This window comes from Stenotrophomonas sp. NPDC047960 (assembly GCF_043204395.1).
Lineage (GTDB): Bacteria > Pseudomonadota > Gammaproteobacteria > Xanthomonadales > Xanthomonadaceae > Stenotrophomonas.
The window spans coordinates 327,032-345,409 of sequence record NZ_JBIDBX010000006.1; the positions used below are offsets into that span (position 1 = coordinate 327,032).

The window sequence follows — 18,378 nt, forward strand, 5'->3', positions numbered from 1 at the left end:
GTATGTGATGGCCATCAAAATCGTGTGGACGCACAGTGCTGATTTGTCGAAATCGAGCCGTATAGCCGTTTGCACCAGCTCGATTGTATGGCTACCGTTCCGCCGCCAAGTGCCTGCGTCAATTCGAAGCAGGATTGGAAGGAGGAGTGAAGCGTGCGATTGGATTGGTGGAGACAGGGTGTCCGACTTGATTTCAGAATTCACCCACAAGGGATTGCACTTTCGGCAGTGTATGCAGTGGCGTGCTGGGCGACCCGGCAGCTATCTCTTGATCAGTTCTATCTTCCCGCAGGCGTTCGCGTCGCAGCGTTGCTTGTCTGTCCACCCAGGTTATGGGTCTATCTGATTCTTGGTGAGTACGCCTACTTCGCCCAAATGCGCTACCCGCTCATCGAGAAGTACGGGCTCGCCTGGGTAATTGCAGGTTCGGCCTGCCTGATGCCTGTGGTCGCGCTTGTTATGAAGCTTCATGCTCGCCTGCTGCGCGATAGGGCTGACGTTTGGATGCTGTCAGTGGCTGCTGTTTCCGCCTTATCGGCTACAACCATAAATGTTGTTTTCTCATACGTGCTTTGGCCGGTTCCGCTGCCAGTCCCCTTCCTGACCAGCCTAGTCCGCTACTCTATTGGAGACTATCTCGGAATACTGACGCTTGCGCCGTTGGCGCTACTTTGGATACACAGAAAAGGGCGGGAGTTGAATCGGGCGCTGATCTGGCCCAGCGCCCTATTACTCGCATTGCTGTTAGCTATGGGTCTACTGGTTGCAGCGTTGCCGTCCTCGCTGGCGGGTGCAAAGACCACGTTGCAGCTGGTCATGGCTCTTCCTGTTATTGCGTTGACATGCATGCACGGATGGCGGGGCGCCGCCGTCGGAGTATCCCTTATCAATCTCGTAATCGGGCTGACCACGCCGGCGTCCACGCGCTACTCCTTCGATTACGATACCTTTGTCACACAGCAGATCATGGCCGTAGCAGGAACTGCGCTTCTTGCTCTGGGCTCCAGTATTACCCAGTACTATCATCGCTACCGCATTGGAAGCCGGGACAGAGAGCTGGCTATCAAGCATGTCAGATCATCTCACTTGGCAAGCGAAATGGACCTTCGCGAAAGGGCATTGAGCATGCGCAATCTGGGTGAGGGGTTGGACCATACTCTCAGTCAGATTGCCGATGTGTTGGAGACCAGTGGTCATCCCGGGCTTGCAAAGAGTCTGTTGCGCATATCGGTGTCGAACTCGCGTCAGTTCCGGGGAGAGACCAGCATGGTCTATCCAACCTCGTTGGAACATGTAGGTCTCTATCTGGCATTGCAGATTGGTGGAATCAACGAGGCTTGGAACCAGACCAACAGGATGTCGAGCCCCCGCCTGGTCGGCGACCCCTGCCAGTTGAGCATGGGTCTGCAGCTGGCCGCGTACCGCACGATGGTGGAAGCTGCCTCGTTGTTGCTCAAGCACGAGGCGGGCCAGATCCAGATCCGGGCCCGTTGCGGGCGTATGGGAGGCTATCGCGGCATTGTTGCCAGCGTCGGGCTCATCGATTCCGAGGCCCGCCTCTCCGAATCGACCATGCGACTGGCGATCGAGCGGCTGACCGGGCGTACCCTGGCCTATGGCGGTACCGTGCAGTGCCGTCGCAACCGTGTGCGCATCCTCTTGGTGGAGGCGTCCGCAGGTTCAGTCGGAAAGGCTGGCGTGCAGGCTGCGGCCTGAGCAGGACGGGCGGCGACATTGCGCGCCGCCGGGCTTGCCGGCCATGGGCCGGCACTACTATCGTGGGGTAGGTTCTTCCGGTTGCCCTGCATGCCTGTTGCCCAATCCCCTGATGACGATGCGTTGGCCGCGCGGCTGGCGGCGCGGATCCGCGATGGTTTCGAGGATTACCACGCGAGCTTTGCCGGGGTGACCCGCCGCGCGCGGGTGCGCTTTGAGACCCGCGACTGGAACGGGGCGCGGCAGGATGCGGTGGAGCGTATCGGACTCTATGACCGCTGCGTTGCCGAAACCGTGGATGTGCTGCGGCGGGCAGCGCGTGAGGCCGTCGGTGAGCGCACCCTATGGCTGCATATCCGAAGTGCCTATGCGGGCCTGGTTTCCGGGTTGATCGACGCCGAGCTGTACAAAACCTTCTACAACACGCTGGCCCGCCGCCTGTTCGCCACGGAAGGCGTGGATGCGGCGGTGGAGTTCATGGCGATGGATGTGGAGCCGTCCGATGCCATCACCCACCCGGTCGCGCGGCATACCTACGCGCTGTCGGCGACGCGGCCGGCCGAGGCCTTCATGCGGGTGCTGGGGGACTACCGCTTCGACGTTCCTTACGCACACCAGTTGCGCTGTGCGGCGGCCATTGCCGTGCGCCTCCAGGATGATCTGCAGCATTGGGGGACACAACCCGTACGCAGCATCGAGCTGCTCGATACCGTGTTCTACCGCGAGCGTCGTGCCTACCTGGTGGGGCGCGTGTTCGGCGAACACCGCTTCTCCCCCTGCGTGATCGCGCTGGTCAACGACGACAACGGCCTGCGCGCCGAAGCCGTGCTGACCCGGCGCCGCGACGTGGCGCACCTGTTCGGCGTGTCGCGCAGCTACTTCCAGGCCGACCTGGCCACGGTCGGCGATGCGGTGGTGTTCCTGCGCAGCCTGCTGCCGGCCAAGCCCATCGATGAGATCTACACCGTGCTGGGCCGCGCCAAGCAAGGCAAGACCGAGCGGTACCGTACCTTCTTCCGCCATTTTCAGGAGCATCCCGACGAACAGCTGGTGCATGCCGATGGCACCCCCGGCATGGTCATGGCGGTATTCACGCTGCCCAGTTACCCGCTGGTGTTCAAGCTGATCCGCGACCGCTTCGCCTGGCCCAAGACCCTGACCCGGCACCAGGTGGAGGAAAAGTACGCGCTGGTGTTCAACCTGGATCGCGTCGGGCGCCTGCTGGATGCGCAACCCTACCGCCATCTCCGCTTTCCCAGGGCCCGGTTCTCGCCGGCGCTGCGCGAAGAGCTGCTCACCCAGTGCGCAGCCAGCGTACGTGAAGACGGCGATTCGCTGGTGATCGCGCTGTGCTACGTGCAGCGCCGGTTCCGCCCGCTCAATCTTTACCTGCGTGAACAGACCGCCGAAGCGCGCCTTGCCGCCGCGCTGGATTACGCGCAGGCGATCACCGACATGGCCCGCAACAACATCTTCCCGGGCGACATGCTGCCCAAGAACTTCGGCGTGTCGCGGCACGGGCGTGCGGTGTTCTACGACTACGACGAGCTGTGCCTGGTGAGTGACTGCGTATTCCGCGCGTGGCCCACGCCGCGCAATGCCGACGAAGCGATGGCGGACGAACCGTGGTTCCACGTGGGCCCACGCGATGTATTCCCCGAGCGCTTCGCGCCCTTCATGGGGTTGCCCGCCGACGAGCTTGCCGCCGTGCGTGAGCACCATGCGCACCTGTTCGATCCGCACTGGTGGCAGGGACTGCAGGCGCGTTTCGCGGCCGGCGATTATCCCGATACGCCACCCTACGCAGCCCATCATCGCCTGGCATGATTTTCCCCTGACACATCACTGGGCTATTCTCGGGGTTCATCCACAAGGAGCAGGTGAGATGCGTTATCCCCATTTTCTGGCGTTGGCCCTCGCATTGGGCGGCACCGGGCTGGTCGCAACAAGCGACACCGCTGCACAGACCGCGCGTGCGGTGCGTGAGACCGCCGAAGCCAGCATGACGCTGACCGGCAAGATCGATATCGGTACCGACGGGCACGTCACCGGCTTCCAGCTGGACCATGCCGACAAGCTGCCTGCCGATCTGGCCGCGTTCGTGCAGCGCCAGGTGCAGGCATGGCAGTTCCAGCCGGCTCTGGAGAGCGGCAGGGCGGTCGCAAACGCAGACCCCGGTGACCCTGCGCCTGCTCTCCCGGCCCAGCGCGGACGGCGCGGGCGACACCGTGCGCGTGGCTGGAGCGAGTTTCACCCGATACGACCCGGAAGACACCAGCCGCGTGACCTCAAGCGAGGTACGTGTGCCGACCTATCCCAAGAACCTGGCCGCCTTGCGCGCCAAGGGCGAAGTGCTGCTGCTGGTGAAGGTAGGCCGCGACGGTACCGTGGACGATGTATTCGCCGAACAGGTGAACCTGCGCGTGGTGGGCAAGGAAAACCAGATGCGGCAGGTCCGCAACGAATTCGCCCGTGCATCGGTTTCCACCGCTCGCAGCTGGACCTTCCGCCCGCCGACCACCGGCAAGTTCAAGGATGCCGAGTCTTGGAACGTGCGTATTCCAGTGCGCTACATGATGGGCGAACGCACGCCCTATGGCACGTGGGAAGCCTACATCCCCGGTCCGCGCGAGCGTGCACCCTGGCGCACCTCCGAAGCCGGCGCGGATGCCGCACCGGATCTGCTGACCGCAGGCGGCATCTATATGGCCGACCTGGATGAGGGCCCGCGCCTGCTGACGCCGCTGGGCGGTTGAGCCGTTGAACGACCGGGTCGACGCGACGCGTCGATCCGGTGCCGGGTTCAGGCGTTGCCGGGGCCGTCCGGCGCCGGATACACCACGGTGCGGTTGCGGCCCTGTTCCTTGGCCATGTACAGCGCCTTGTCGGCCAGCCGCAGCGCCTGCTGCGGGTCTTCGTGGTAGGACGGGTAGTGGGCTACGCCCAGCGATACCGTCACCGTGCCGACCTGTTCAAACACTTCTGCTTCCACCTGCAGGCGCAGGCGTTCGGCGATGCCCGCGCTGGCGGTTACGTCGATGCCGGGCAGCAGGATCAGGAACTCCTCGCCGCCATTGCGGCACAGCAGGTCGGTATCGCGCGAATCGTCGCGCATCAGCTGGGCGATGCGCAGGATCACCGCATCGCCCACCGCGTGGCCGAAGCGGTCGTTGATGGTCTTGAAGCGGTCGATGTCCAGCGCGATGATCCCGAACGGCTGCCCGCGTGCCTGCCAGTCTTCCAGCCCTTCCTGCAGCCCACGGCGGTTCTGCAGGCTGGTGAGCGGGTCGGTCATGCTGGCGCGGTTGAGCTTGCCGATGCGGTCCTGCAGCAGGTTGAAGCTGTACAGCAGCGCCTGCTTGAGGTGCGCGGCCTCGTAGTACCACGCCTTGATGCCGTTCACGTGGCGGATGGCGATGCCGGTATCGCGGTTCTGTACGTTGCGCGCCATCTGCCACAGCGGCAGCGAAATGCGCCGGGCGAACCACCAGGTGACCAGCAGCGACAACACGCCCAGCGGAATGGCATTCCAGATCACCGCCTTCATCAAGCGCGCCAGCGGCGCCAGCGTCGCCTCGGTCGGTCGCTGGGCCACCACGCCCCAGCCGACGCTGGGCACCGGCGCGTAGCCGGCCAGCATCAGCACACCGTGGCTGTTGCGCACTTCCTGTGCGCCCGAGTGGCCCTGGCTGACCGCCTTTACCGCGGGGTTCTCCAGCGCGAACTGGCCCACTCGGCCGGGTTCGATGTGGTACAGGATGCGGCCATTGCGGTCGACCACGTACAGATACGAGCCGTCGCGGTAGTAGTGCTTGCCCAGCAGGCTCTGAAGGATGCTGCGCTGGCGCAGGTAGATGGTGCCGCTCACATAGCCCTTGTACTGGCCCTGCGCGTCGAAGATCGGGTGCGAGATGGCGATCAGCAGGCGGCCGGTAGCCGACTGGTACGGATCGCTGATGTACGGCTCGCGACGCTTGAGCGCCTCGCTGTTGCCCTGGCTGTTGAGCACCACCCCCTGCAGGGCAAGGCTCAACGGCGAGGTGGCCAGCACCGTACCGGCCGGGTCCACGATCAGCACCGAGTTGAAGCTGTTGGTCTGCAGCTGCAGGCGGGCCGCTTCGGCTTCCAGCTCGGCGCGGGTGTGCGCCCGCTGGCCCAGGCCGGTGGCGGCATAGGCCAGCTGCTGCTGGGCTGACAGCACGAAGTTCTCGGTGCTCTCGGCCAGCTTGCTGGCGTAGACCCGGTTGGATTCGAGGGTGGTGCCGATCAGTTGGTCGCGTTGCACGCGGTAGCTGGCATGCAGGGTATTGGCCAGGGCGACCAGCGCGCTGAGCAGGGCAAGCGCCAGGATCAGCTTGCCCAGGTTGAGGCGGGACGACAGCAGGGGCATGGACGAAACAACCGGCAAGGTGCTGCGCCAACCGGTCCTACCGATGAGGCTGCAACGAAGAAGCGGTCAGAGGCGGACTGCATGGCGCCGGGCCGGTGCACCTCACGGCGCGCTGGATGCGGCCACCCTACCCCCGGGCGGACGATGGATCTCGGCGCGGATTATCACGGATTCACAGGCGATGTGGGTAAAACACTGTGGGCCGTCGCAGCGGCCGATGCCCGCTCAGCGTTCCAGCCGCTTGCGCAGCACGCTGCGCACGTTGGCCGCCATCGCCCCGTCCAACGGGCCAAGCACCCCGCGCGCGGCCTCCGGGATATGCGCGGTGGCATCGCCGCCGGCGCCGAACACGTAGTGGTCGAACAGTGCCTGCCAGCTGCGGCGCTGGGCCGGCGGCAGCCCGCGCAGCGCCAGCAATGACAGCATCAGCGCGTTCATGGGCGGGTCCATCCAGGCCGGTACCGGGCGCCACCAGTAATTCACCAGCACGTTGAAATCATCCAGCCCTTCCATGTGGTGCCACCACAGGGAGGGAATGAACACCGCATCGCCGGGGCCCAGCTCCGCCACCTGCGCGCTGGCCATGGCCCGGGCAAAGCGCGGGAAACGGTCCAGGTCCGGTTCGGCGAAGTCGACCAGACTCACCGCCTGGCCGGCCGGGGTGAAGTCCAGCGGACCGATGTACAGGTTGCCGATCTGATCCGGTGGAAACAGGGTGACGCGGCGGCGGCCGGCGACCGCGCAGGCCAGGTTGTCCGGCACGTCGTGGTGGGCGGCGATGCGCGAACGGTTGCCGATCCAGATGCTGGCCAGCGGTTCGTCCACGCCCAGCGCCAGCGGGTTGTCCTGGCGGAAGCCGGGCAGGAAGCTGTCCAGCGTGGTCGAGGCCACGTAGATGGTGGGCGGATCGGACGCGCTGCGGTACTTGAGCAGCGTATCGAGTGCTACTTTCAGCGCGACCTGCTCGCGGCGGAAGTTGAAGCCGCTCATGTCCGCGTTGTAGAAGATGCGGCCGTTCGCTTCGGGCGGCGCGGTCGTGGCGGTAACGGGCAGGGTGCCGTGGTCGTACTGCTTGAGGTGGGCAACCGCGGCCTCGGCCGAGTCGCGTGCGGCGCTGACCATCGGCCAGTCCGCCACCAGCCCGCGGATCACCTTGGGCGTGGTCCAGCCAGGGAGTACCTCGGCCAGCCGGTAGCGGTCGAGGTCGCGCACTTCGTCGATCGGGCCGGGGGGTGCGGGCATGGCGGGGTCGCTTGCGGGCGGTGGCGGTGTGGCGAGTGTAGACCCGCCACACCGCGGCTGCTCAGAACTTGTAGCGGACCCCGAACATGTAGCGCGGGCCGGTCTGGGTGGCGTAGCGCAGCATGTTGGTATGCCGTGCGTAGGTGCGCATGGTCTCGTCCGTGAGGTTGATCGCCTCCAGGCTCAGCGACAGCTGTTCGCTGACCGCGTAGCTGATGTTGAGGTCGAGCTGGCCGTAATCATCGGTGTAGTTCGGGTTGGGCCCTTGGCCGCCGATGCCGTTGAGGAACTTCTCGCGCCAGTTGTAGGCCGCACGGATCTGCCAGTTGTGCTTGTCGTAGAACGCCACCAGGTTGGCCGAATCGCTCAGCCCCACCATCGGGTACTGGTCGCCCAGGCTCAGGTTGTCGAAGGTCAGCCCGGATTTCACCTTGGTGTAGTTCGCCGCCAGGCCGAAGCCGGATTGGCCGAACAGGTGCTGCACCGCCACTTCCCAGCCATCGAGATGATCCGAACGCTGGTTGGACGGCAGGGTGATGTCGAACCCGGCGATCGGGTCGCCAGGCTGGCCGACGATGGTGCCGGTGAGCTGGCCGGCCGAGTTGGTGCCAGTCGCGGTCACGCCGGGCTGGCCGTTGAAGTTGGTGAAGATGTAGTCGCGGATGCAGGGCATGTCGCTCACCCCGCAGCCGGCGGCCAGCGCCGCGTTCCAGTACGCGCCGCCCACGGGCGTGTGCAGGTTGCCGGTGTTCTCGCGCACGATGGTGTCGCTGATGAAGTTCTTGATGTTCTTGCGGAAGAAGCCCACCGAGGCGTAGCTGGATTCGCCGTAGTACCACTCCAGCGACAGATCGAAGTTGTCCGACAGCAGCGGCTCCAGTGCCGGGTTGCCACGCGACCCGCTGCCGCCCTGGGTGCGCACGATGTCGGCCAGGGTCTGCCCGCTCTGGATCTGGGTCCAGCCGGGGCGGCCCAGGCTGCGGCTGTAGCTGCCGCGCAGCGCCAGGGAATCGCTGATATCCAGCTTCAGGTCCAGGTTGGGCAGCACGTAATCGTACTTGCCGCTGTCGCTGATGAAGCCGCTTTCGGTGGCGTAGTCGATGTTGAGTTCGTTGGCCGAACTCCAGCTGATGCCGTTGGGCACGCGCACCATGGCGGTGGAATCCACGTCGGTCTGCTCATAGCGCACGCCGACCGCCACGTTCAGCGGCATCGACCAGTCGAAGGTGGTGCGGTACTGCAGGAACGCGCTCTTGGACTTCTCGTTGGTGCGGATGTCTTCGGAGTATTCGGTGGGCGCGTAATAGCAGGTCGGGCAGGCCGGGTCGGACGCGGTGCCGACCTGCGCGGCGCGGTTGATCAGCCTGTCGAAGTCGAACACCAGGAACTGGCCGGTCAGGCGCGGATCGTTGTGCCCCGAGAACGCATCGAAGTACCTGGCCATGTCATCGGCGTACCAGATGCTGTCATCGTAGTCAGCCGGGGTGCCCAGGCCGCCCCACGTATTGCGCTGCATGATCGCCGAGGCCGAACGGTTCTTGACGTCGGTGTAGCCCACGCCGAAGTCCAACGCGGAGTAGTCGGCGAACTTGAAGGTACCGCGGCCCTGGTACTGTTCCACCTCGGACTTGTTGTAGCTGTTCTGGAACACCGAGCCGGTGACCAGGGCATCGGCCGCCTGCACCCCGCCTGGCGGCAGCGCAATGTTGATGATCGGCAGGTCGCCGCTGTAATCCACGGTGGTCTTGCCGCGCACGAACGCGGCCACGCCGAGCACGCCGGCCGAGCCGTACGGGCTGTCCGGCTGCGATTCGGCGGTGGAGTTGTGGGCGTCGAAGGACAGGGTCAACGCATCGCTGACGTCCCATTCCACGTTGAAGCCCAGCGAGTCCATCTCGTTCTTGGTGGCCAGCTGCGCGCCACCCATCGACACGTCCGAATTGACCATGTCTTCGCTGTAGATGATCGGCGCGGCGACCGGGCCGTTGGTCCAGATGCTGTCGCCCGGGCCGTAGTTGAACCACACCGACAGCTCGCTGCGCTGCTGCTGCACCTTGTTCTCCACGTAGGTGTAGTCCAGCGTGGTGGTCACGTTGTCGACCGGCTTCCACTGCAGGGTGGCCTGGCCATTGGTGCGCTGGCGCTGCACGCCATTGACGTTGTAGGCGGTGTTCTGCGGGCGGCCGTACACATCATCCGGACCGGGACGGTTCTGGATGCGGTCGGCATAGCCCTGGCCCGGCTGCGGCAGCACGCGCCAGTCGGTGGTGTTGTCGCCTTTGAAGGTGGCCCAGCCTTCTGCCACGGTGGCCTGGTTGAAGCCCGAGTCACGCTCCTGGTAGCTGCCGCTCAGCATCACACCGAAACGACCGTCGGCATACGTGTCGCTGAAGATGCCCGACAGCTCGCCGGTGAAGTCCGATCCCTTCAGGGTGCGCGGCAGGTTGTCGTTGGAGGTGTCATTGACCGCCTTCAGCCCCACGCTGACCACCGGCGCCGATTCGAGCGGGCGCAGGGTCTTGACGTTGATCGTGGCGCCGATGCCACCGGTCGGATTGTCTGCGCGGGTGGTCTTGAACACCTCCACGGCCGAGATCGATTCCGAAGCGATGTTGGCGAAATCGAACGAGCGTGAGCTGTTCAGACCGCCGCCACCGTTGCCCAGGTTGGACGCTGGCATCTGGCGGCCGTTGAGCAGCACCAGGTTGAAGTCGGGGCCGATGCCACGCACGGTTACCTTGGAGCCTTCGCCGCTGGAGGTGCGGTCGATCGACACACCGCTGATGCGCTGCAGCGATTCGGCCAGGTTGGTATCGGGGAACTTGCCGATGTCCTCGGCCACGATGCCGTCCACAACGCCCTGGCTGTCGCGCTTGAGGTTCATGGATGAGGTCAGGCTGCCACGTATGCCGGTGACCTGCACCGTATCGAGCGTGGCTGGATCCAGCCCGTTCGATGACGAGGCGGCGCCATCCCGGGTGGTGTCCTGGGCCCACGCCGGCCCGGCCAACACGGCGAGCAGCGCGGAAGTGAGCATTGCCTTGCGGGGTACGGCCTTGTACGTCTTCATTGCAGCTCCCTCCCCAGGGAAATCGGTAATGGCAGTCCTACGGCACGATTCAACAACGATGTGGGCGGATTGGGCCGACGCCTGACAGCGTTGTCAACAAAGTGCCATGAAGAGCATCCTCTCCTCTGTCGCCCACGGTGTCGTTGCATGCCCAATGACAGCTCGCTGCATAGCCCTCAAACGTTGCAACGCGGGCGTTTCAGCCCGGTTTTGCAGGGACGTGACGCGCCCGATTCAGTGGGGCATGTTCGTTGTGCAGTGCAGAACGAAACTGCGCGAATCCCCGTTTCGTGTCGACGCCGGGTGCTGTCGTGTTGTCTGACCGATTGTCTGACAGCGCTGGACAACCGGGTCACTAGCGGGTTCCATGTCTGGCCGCCGCTTGGCTGGCAATCCCCATCAGAAGGACAGGCAATGGACACTTCCACCGTGGTTCGCGGGCAACCCGTACAGAGCACCCGCACGGCGCTGGCCGTGGTGACGGCGATCTTCTTCATGTGGGGTTTCATCACCTGCCTCAATGACATCCTGATTCCGCACCTCAAGGCCGCCTTCGCGCTGACCTGGGTACAGGCGATGCTCATCCAGTTCACCTTCTTCGGCGCGTACTTCCTGATGTCGCTGCCGGCGGGGCGGCTGGTAGCCGCCGTAGGCTACAAGCGCGGCATCGTGGCCGGGCTGGCGATTGCCGGGGTGGGCGCGCTGTTGTTCTGGCCGGCCGCCGCGCTGCATGTGTACGGGCTGTTCCTTGGCGCGCTGTTCGTGCTGGCCACGGGCATTACGGTGCTGCAGGTCGCTGCCAACCCGTATGTGGCGCTGCTGGGGCCGGAGCAGACCAGCTCCAGCCGACTCACGCTGGCCCAGTCCATGAACGCGCTGGGCACCACCATCGCGCCGCTGTTCGGCGGCCTGCTCATCCTCGCGGCCGAACCGCGCAGCGCCGAGCAGCTGGCGCTGCTTCCGCAGGCCGAGGCGTTGGCCTACCGCGCCGCTGAAGCACAATCGGTGCAGGTCCCGTACTTCGGCCTGGCCATCGCGCTGTTCGTGCTGGCTGCGGCGATCTGGATGTTCCGCCTGCCCAGCATTGCGGGGGTTGAAGACATCAAGGCGCAGGGTACGCTCGGCGCGGCGCTGCGCCACAGGCACCTGGCGTTCGGCGTGCTGGCGATCTTCTTCTACGTGGGCGCGGAAGTGTCGATCGGCAGCGTGCTGGTCAACTTCCTGTCCATGCCCGGCATCGGTGAGGGACTGACCGAGCAGGAGGCCACGCGCTATGTGTCGCTGTACTGGGGCGGCGCGCTGGTGGGACGGCTGGTCGGCACCTTCCTGCTGGCGCGCTTTGATCCGCGTCGCCTGCTCGGGCTTTTTGCGCTGGTGGTGATGGGGCTGCTGGGGGTGACCATGCTCGGTGCCGGCGAGCTGGCCAAGTGGAGCGTGGTCAGCGTGGGTCTGTTCAATTCGATCATGTTCCCGACCATCTTCGCGCTGGCCATCGGCGGCCTGGGCCCGCTCACCGGGCAGGGGTCGAGCCTGCTGGTAATGGCGATCGTGGGCGGCGCGGTGGTTCCGCTTGCCGTGGGCTGGTTGGCCGACCACTACGGGCTGCAGGCATCGTTCCTGCTGCCGATGCTGTGCTACCTGTTCATCGTCTTCTATGCATGGCGCGGCTCGCGCCGCTACACCTGACCGCTTACCGTCGCCGCGGTGCTTGGGTGGATTCACGCACCAGCACCGCATGGTCCACGGTGACCATGCGGCCGGCCTTTGGCGAGCGGATGCGTTCGATCAGCTGCTCGGTGGCCAGCCGGCCCATCGTGTCGGTGGGCTGGCGCACGGTGGTCAGGGCCGGGTAGATGTGCCCGGCAATGGGCGTGTCATCGAAGCCGCACACGGAAAGGTCGCGCGGCACGCGCAGGCCGCGCTGGCCAGCCACCCGGAACACCGCGGCCGCCATGTCGTCGTTGGCCGCGAAGATCGCGGTAGGCGGATCGGGCAGGTCCAGCAGCGTGTTGGCCGCCTCGATGCCCGATTCGAACGAGAACTGGCCACTGGCCACCAGCGCCGGGTCGTACTCGATGCCCGCGTCGCGAAGGGCCTGGCGGTAGCCGGACAGGCGCCACTGGCACGCGCCATGCGCGCGCGGGCCCTTGATGTGGGCGATGCGACGGTGGCCCTGTGCGACCAGATGGCCGATCAGTTCCACCACTGCGGTGGTTTCGTCCATCCGTACGCCGATGCGCCCTTCGGGATGACGCGGTGCGATGCTGGAAAACGGAATATCGTTGTCTTCCAGGTACGCCAGCACCACCGCATCATCGGTGAGCGGCGGGATCAGCACCACGCCATCGGGCCTCGAATTTTCGAACAGTGCGGCGAGGTCGGGCAGGGTGCGCCGGCCGATCCCGACCGGCCCCAGGATCAGGTTGTAGTGATGGGCATGACAGGCCTCAAGCATGCCGTTCTGGATTTCCATCAGGTAGTTGCGCGAGGGATTGTTGTAGACCAGCGCCAGTGCATACGAGCGCTGCCCGGCCAGGCTGCGCGCCGACAGGTTCGGTTTGTATCCCAGCCTCGAGACCGCAGCGAGCACGCGGTCGCGCGTTTCCACCCGCACGTTCGGCTCGTTGTTGAGCACGCGCGACACGGTTTTGATCGAAACGCCCGCGACCGCGGCAACATCCTCGATACGACTACGCATGGTGCGATGGATCCTCCTGGAGAGCCGGGCCGGCCGCTGCCGATGGTAATGCGCCTGTGTCGTTTCGGGATTACCGAAGCAGGCGGATGGTGCCACGTTGCGGGGTATTCGTGCACGGCTTGGACATCCATGCGGCGCTGCAACAGCTACTGCGGATCCGCGCCGCGCTCGGGCCGCGCCAGCCCAACAACGACGGGGAGGCCAGGACAAGCCGTTTGCCGAACGGTTGACAGCGCCCCGCCGGGCTTATATGACAGCGCTGTCACCGGAGGCGTCGAATCGGCGCGCGCCCGGTCCATCACCCGCACATTCTCTTGGAGGTAGATGCACGTGAGCAGCGCCCGGAAGACTCTTCTTACTGCCTGTGTCTTGACGGCATTGGCCGCCCAGGCGCACGCAGCGCCCGCTGCCGGGCACCTGCAGGACTGGCCGCAGGTGACCAGCGCGATCGGCTCCGACCCGGCCATCGAAAGCCGCGTGCGCAGCATCCTTGCGCAGATGACCCTGGCCCAGAAGGTCGGGCAGATGACCCAGCCGGAGATCAAGCAGATCACCCCGGAGCAGGTGCGTACCTACTACATCGGCTCGGTGCTCAATGGCGGCGGCTCGTGGCCGGGCATGGACAAGCACGCCAGTGTGGCCGATTGGGTGAAGCTGGCCGACGCCTATCACGCCGCTTCGCTGGCCACTGACGCGCGCACCCCGGTGCCGGTGATCTGGGGTACCGATGCCGTGCACGGCCACAGCAATGTGTTTGGCGCCACGCTGTTTCCGCACAACATCGGCCTGGGCGCCACCCGCGATACCGCGCTGATCGAGCGCATCGGTGCCGCCACCGGCAGCGCCACCCGTGCCACCGGCATTGGCTGGGTGTTCGCGCCGACGCTGGCAGTCGCGCATGACCCGCGCTGGGGCCGTACCTACGAAAGCTTTTCCTCGGACCCGTCGATCGTTCGCGAGTACGCCACCGCCTACGTCAAGGGCGCGCAGGGCCGCTTCACCAGCGACGGCAACGTGGTGGCCACGGCCAAACACTATATCGGCGATGGGGCCACCGACAACGGGCGCGATCAGGGCGAGGCCACGGTGGACAAGGCCACCATGATCAACGTGCACGGCCAGGGCTACTTCGGTGCGCTGGGCGCAGGCGTGCAGACAGTGATGGCCTCGTTCAACAGCTGGAACGACCGCGCCGGCGGCGTGGACTACGGCAAGATGCACGGCAGCCAGGCGCTGCTCACCGGCGCGCTGAAGGAAAAGATGGGCTTTGACGGCTTCGTCGTCTCCGACTGGAACGGCATCGCCCAGGTGCCCGGCTGCCGCAACGACAGCTGCGCCCAGGCGATCAACGCCGGCATAGACATGGTGATGGTGCCCGACGACTGGAAGGCGTTCATCGCCAACACCATCGCCCAGGTGGAAAGCGGCGAGATTCCGATGACACGCATCGACGATGCGGTCACCCGCATCCTGCGGGTAAAGCTGCGTGCGGGCCTGTTCGAGCACAAGCCGTCCGACAGCCGCTTCGCGGGTGACGCCAATGCCGTGCAGCACCGCGAACTGGCGCGCGAAGCCGTGCGCGAATCGCTGGTGCTGCTGAAGAACCAGAACACGGTGCTCCCGCTCAAGCGCGATGCGCGCGTGCTGGTAGTGGGCAAGAGTGCCGACAGCCTGTCCGACCAGGCCGGTGGCTGGTCGCTGACCTGGCAGGGCACCGAGAACACCAATGCCGATTTCCCCAATGCCGATTCGGTGCTGGGTGCGCTGCGTGCCGAACTGGGCACGCAGCAGGTGACCTACAGCGCCGATGCCAAGGGCATCGATGCCTCGGCATTCGACGTGGTGGTCGCGGTGATCGGTGAAACGCCATACGCCGAAACCAACGGCGACATCCTCGCTTCGGACACGCTCAGCCACAGCCGTGCGCAGCCGCAGGACCTGGCCGTGCTCAAGGCCGCCGCCGCCACCGGCAAGCCACTGGTCACCGTGTACTTCTCCGGTCGCCCGATGTACACCAACGACCTGCTCAACCTGTCGCAGGCGTTCGTTGCCGCGTGGCTGCCCGGAACCGAAGGCAAGGGCATCACCGACGTGCTGGTGGCTGGCAAGGACGGCAGGCCCGCGCATGACTTCCACGGCCGGCTCAGCTTCCCATGGCCCGGCGTGCCGTGCCCGGCACCGATCGACCGCCCGGACCCGAAGCGCCCGGACCTGTTCAAATTCGGCTATGGCCTGAGCTACGCAAAGCCGGCGCAGGTCGCGCGCCTGCCCGAAGCCAACCCGGACCATTGCGGCGAAGTGACCACGCTGCCGATCTTCAACCGCGTGGATACCGCGCCGTTCTCCCTGCACATCGCGGCCGGCGGCGCCACCCAGCCGCTCGGCAATGATCTCAACGCGCGCCTGCGCTGGCCCACCGCCACGCCGGTCGCCGACGTGCGCACGGTGCAGATCAACACCCAGCAGGACGCCCGCGAAGTCACCTGGCTGGCCCCGGCGCAGCTGATCGCGCGCAGCACCTCGCGGCGCAACCTGGGCGCTCTGGCGCGCAGCGACGGCGCGTTGCAGTTCGACGTGATGGTGCAGCATCAGCCCGTTTCGCCGGTCACGGTGACCATGCAGTGCGGCACCGGCTGCGAGGGCGGCGTGGATATCGCCCCGGCGCTGGCAACACTCACCGCGGGGCAGAAGCGAACCGTGACCATTCCGTTGGCCTGCTTCGCCAGCAAGGGCGTCGACCTGGGCGCGGTGGACGCCCCGTTCGTGGTCAGCGCGGACAAGCCGTTCGCGGCGGCGTTCACCCAGATACGGGTGGCGACGAAGGCCGACAAGGCCGAGGGTGTGGTGGCGTGCAGGTGATGTGCGGCGCCGGCGAGCCGCCGGCGCCACCCGCTTGGCGTTTTAGGAACAGATTCAAAGGAAGGCTGCCGCGTGCTGCGTAGTGTGCGGGTCATACGCACGCGGGGAGCCGGCTATGACACTTGTTCACGTCCTGGGTGGGGCATCGCTGTTGATCCTGGTGGCGGTGTCCACGGTGATCAGAGCCGGGATCGGGTTGGATTGGGGAGGTCCGGAACCAGCGGCTCCGGACGCTGCGGAGGACACTGCCGTGGACGCGGTGGAGGCTGTGGCGGAGCCGGTAGCGGGGTCGGTTGCGCCGCAGTTCGGGCCGTTGATGGATAGGATGCAGCCTTGAGGTGTACCGAGCAACGGCCGGTACCTACCGGTCTGCATGAAAAAGGCCCCGCAGTGCGGGGCCTTTTTCTGTTTCGATCTCGGCGCGGGTCAGCGCTTCATCGAACCGAAGAACTCGTCGTTGGACTTGGTGTTCTTCATCTTGTCCAGCAGGAACTCCATCGCGGCGATTTCGTCCATCGGGTGCAGCAGCTTGCGCAGGATCCAGATCTTCTGCAGCAGCTCCGGCTCGATCAACAGGTCTTCGCGGCGGGTGCCCGAACGGTTGATGTCGATGGCCGGGTACACACGCTTTTCGGCGATGCGACGGTTCAGGTGCACTTCGCTGTTGCCGGTGCCCTTGAACTCTTCGTAGATCACTTCGTCCATCTTGCTGCCGGTGTCGACCAGCGCGGTGGCGATGATGGTCAGGCTGCCGCCTTCTTCAACGTTGCGCGCGGCACCGAAGAAGCGCTTCGGGCGGTGCAGGGCGTTGGCGTCCACACCACCGGTAAGCACCTTGCCGGAGCTGGGCACCACATTGTTGTAGGCACGTGCCAGGCGGGTGATCGAGTCGAGCAGGATCACCACGTCCTTCTTGTGTTCCACCAGGCGCTTGGCGCGCTCGATCACCATTTCGGCAACCTGCACGTGGCGTGCGGCCGGTTCGTCGAAGGTGGAGCTGATGACTTCGCCGCGAACGGTGCGCTGCATTTCGGTCACTTCTTCCGGGCGCTCGTCGATGAGCAGCACGATCATGTGCACGTCCGGATGATTGGTGGTGATCGCCGTCGCCACCTGCTGCATCAGCATGGTCTTGCCAGCCTTCGGCGGGGAGACGATCAGCGCACGCTGGCCCTTACCCTGCGGTGCCATCAGATCCATGATGCGGCCGGTGATGTCTTCGGACGAACCGTTGCCACGTTCCAGGGTAAAGCGCTTGCGCGGGAACAGCGGGGTAAGGTTCTCGAACAGCACCTTGTTCTTGGACGCTTCCAGCGGCTCACCATTGATGGTGTCGACGATCGACAGCGCGAAATAGCGCTCGCCGTCCTTCGGGAAGCGGATGCGGCCGGACAGGTGATCGCCGGTGCGCAGGTTGAAGCGGCGGATCTGGCTCGGCGAAATATAGGTATCGTCCGGGCCAGCCAGGTAGCTGGCTTCAGCCGCGCGCAGGAAACCGAAGCCGTCCGGCAGGATTTCCAGCACGCCGTCGGCGGCAACGCCGTCGCCATGGCGGGTGAGCACCTTGAGCAGGGCGAAGATCACGTCCTGCTTGCGGGCGCGGGCCACCCCTTCGGAGATCTGCAGCTGCTCGGCGATTTCCAGCAGCTTCTGGGCCGGCATGCGCTTGAGGTCGCTCAGCGAGTAGACCGGGAAGCCCTCGGGCACGTTGGCCTGCTGGCTGCGCACGAAGGGCTGCTGCTCGCCATTGTCCTGCGGCATGCCGTCATCGCGGTAGCCACCACCGCCGCCACCACCACCACCGCGATTGCGGTCGCGGTCACGGCGATTGCGGAAACGATCGCGGCGGTTCCCCTGGCCCTGGCCCTGGTTCTGGCCTTGGTTCTGACCCTGGCCCTGGCCCTGCTGGTACGGGTTCTGGCCGCCCTGCGGGTTGTTGTTGTTGTTGTTGCGTTGGCCGCCGTCACCGGCGTCCTGGCCACCGCCCTGCGTGGAAGGGGCGTCGCCGCCGGATGCAGCCGGTGCCTGCGGTGCCTGCTGCGGTGCTGCGGGTGCAGCCGGCGCCGGCGCCGGCGCGGCGGGCGCGGCAGCCAGGGGCAGGGCGTTCTGTTCGGGAGAAGACCCGGTGTCGGCGCTGCTGGCAGCGGCCTTGGCGACGCGCGGCTTGCGCACGCGCTTCTCGGCGGGCGCGTCGGCGCTCCCGGGTTCGGACGTAGTGATATCGGACAAGTGCTGAATTCCTCGCTGGAAGGTGCGAGCGCCCGGCAGGGGCGGCGAACGTTGTTGGGAAGGGATTCTGGAAAGAGACGTCGTCCAGAAGATGCGGCGCGCGAATGCGGCCGGATGTGCCGACACTAACACCGGCTCGCGGCGATGCGCAAGCCGGGTGGGGCAGGGTCATTC

General features: G+C 65.7%; 10 protein-coding genes. 5 read left to right on the forward strand and 5 right to left on the reverse strand.

Annotation, left to right across the window (positions count from 1 at the left end):
* Positions 1 to 153 precede the first annotated feature (153 nt).
* From ACGFZ3_RS15080 to ACGFZ3_RS15090, 3 genes are all read left to right on the forward strand, one after another.
* Positions 154 to 1,716, forward strand: a complete 1,563-nt coding sequence (locus ACGFZ3_RS15080; protein WP_392922791.1) for an MASE1 domain-containing protein — start codon at positions 154 to 156, stop codon at positions 1,714 to 1,716.
* Between the two features lie 90 nt (positions 1,717 to 1,806).
* Positions 1,807 to 3,543: a bifunctional isocitrate dehydrogenase kinase/phosphatase gene (gene aceK, locus ACGFZ3_RS15085; RefSeq protein WP_392922795.1), complete on the forward strand. Its 1,737-nt coding sequence runs from the start codon at positions 1,807 to 1,809 to the stop codon at positions 3,541 to 3,543.
* Positions 3,544 to 3,893: 350 nt separating this feature from the next.
* Positions 3,894 to 4,472 (forward strand): hypothetical protein, encoded by a 579-nt coding sequence (locus ACGFZ3_RS15090; RefSeq protein ID WP_392922797.1) that lies wholly within the window; start codon positions 3,894 to 3,896, stop codon positions 4,470 to 4,472.
* A gap of 47 nt (positions 4,473 to 4,519) precedes the next feature.
* Here ACGFZ3_RS15090 and ACGFZ3_RS15095 read toward each other — a convergent pair whose 3' ends face one another.
* The 3 genes from ACGFZ3_RS15095 to ACGFZ3_RS15105 all read right to left on the reverse strand — a co-directional run bounded on the left by ACGFZ3_RS15095 (position 4,520) and on the right by ACGFZ3_RS15105 (position 10,418).
* The gene (locus ACGFZ3_RS15095) at positions 4,520 to 6,106 is read right to left on the reverse strand and encodes a diguanylate cyclase (RefSeq protein WP_392922800.1); all 1,587 of its coding nucleotides are present in this window, start codon (positions 6,104 to 6,106) and stop codon (positions 4,520 to 4,522) included.
* Positions 6,107 to 6,331: 225 nt separating this feature from the next.
* Complete coding sequence (locus tag ACGFZ3_RS15100) at positions 6,332 to 7,348, reverse strand: cupin-like domain-containing protein (RefSeq protein WP_392922803.1); 1,017 nt, start codon at positions 7,346 to 7,348, stop codon at positions 6,332 to 6,334.
* Between the two features lie 61 nt (positions 7,349 to 7,409).
* Entirely contained in the window at positions 7,410 to 10,418 is a 3,009-nt protein-coding gene (locus tag ACGFZ3_RS15105; RefSeq protein ID WP_392922807.1) for a TonB-dependent receptor, read from the reverse strand.
* 414 nt (positions 10,419 to 10,832) lie between these two features.
* On the opposite strand from ACGFZ3_RS15105, the gene ACGFZ3_RS15110 reads away from it, so the two are divergent.
* Positions 10,833 to 12,104, forward strand: a complete 1,272-nt coding sequence (locus tag ACGFZ3_RS15110; RefSeq protein ID WP_392922810.1) for a sugar MFS transporter — start codon at positions 10,833 to 10,835, stop codon at positions 12,102 to 12,104.
* Between the two features lie 4 nt (positions 12,105 to 12,108).
* On the opposite strand, the gene ACGFZ3_RS15115 is transcribed toward ACGFZ3_RS15110, so the two are convergent.
* Positions 12,109 to 13,116: a LacI family DNA-binding transcriptional regulator gene (locus ACGFZ3_RS15115; protein WP_392922813.1), complete on the reverse strand. Its 1,008-nt coding sequence runs from the start codon at positions 13,114 to 13,116 to the stop codon at positions 12,109 to 12,111.
* Positions 13,117 to 13,485: 369 nt separating this feature from the next.
* Here ACGFZ3_RS15115 and ACGFZ3_RS15120 point away from each other — a divergent pair, with 369 nt between their 5' ends.
* The gene (locus ACGFZ3_RS15120) at positions 13,486 to 15,975 is read left to right on the forward strand and encodes a glycoside hydrolase family 3 N-terminal domain-containing protein (RefSeq protein ID WP_392922816.1); all 2,490 of its coding nucleotides are present in this window, start codon (positions 13,486 to 13,488) and stop codon (positions 15,973 to 15,975) included.
* Between the two features lie 426 nt (positions 15,976 to 16,401).
* On the opposite strand, the gene rho is transcribed toward ACGFZ3_RS15120, so the two are convergent.
* On the reverse strand, positions 16,402 to 18,204 hold the full coding sequence (gene rho / locus ACGFZ3_RS15125) for a transcription termination factor Rho (RefSeq protein ID WP_392922819.1): 1,803 nt from the start codon (positions 18,202 to 18,204) through the stop codon (positions 16,402 to 16,404).
* Positions 18,205 to 18,378: the final 174 nt, after the last annotated feature.

Excerpts from the sequence above, each read along its gene's own strand:
- aceK (WP_392922795.1), top strand. The coding sequence starts at position 1,807 with ATGCCTGTTGCCCAATCCCCTGATGACGATGCGTTGGCCGCGCGGCTG.
- ACGFZ3_RS15095 (WP_392922800.1), bottom strand. The coding sequence starts at position 6,106 with ATGCCCCTGCTGTCGTCCCGCCTCAACCTGGGCAAGCTGATCCTGGCG.
- ACGFZ3_RS15100 (WP_392922803.1), bottom strand. The coding sequence starts at position 7,348 with ATGCCCGCACCCCCCGGCCCGATCGACGAAGTGCGCGACCTCGACCGC.
- ACGFZ3_RS15105 (WP_392922807.1), bottom strand. The coding sequence starts at position 10,418 with ATGAAGACGTACAAGGCCGTACCCCGCAAGGCAATGCTCACTTCCGCG.
- ACGFZ3_RS15110 (WP_392922810.1), top strand. The coding sequence starts at position 10,833 with ATGGACACTTCCACCGTGGTTCGCGGGCAACCCGTACAGAGCACCCGC.
- ACGFZ3_RS15115 (WP_392922813.1), bottom strand. The coding sequence starts at position 13,116 with ATGCGTAGTCGTATCGAGGATGTTGCCGCGGTCGCGGGCGTTTCGATC.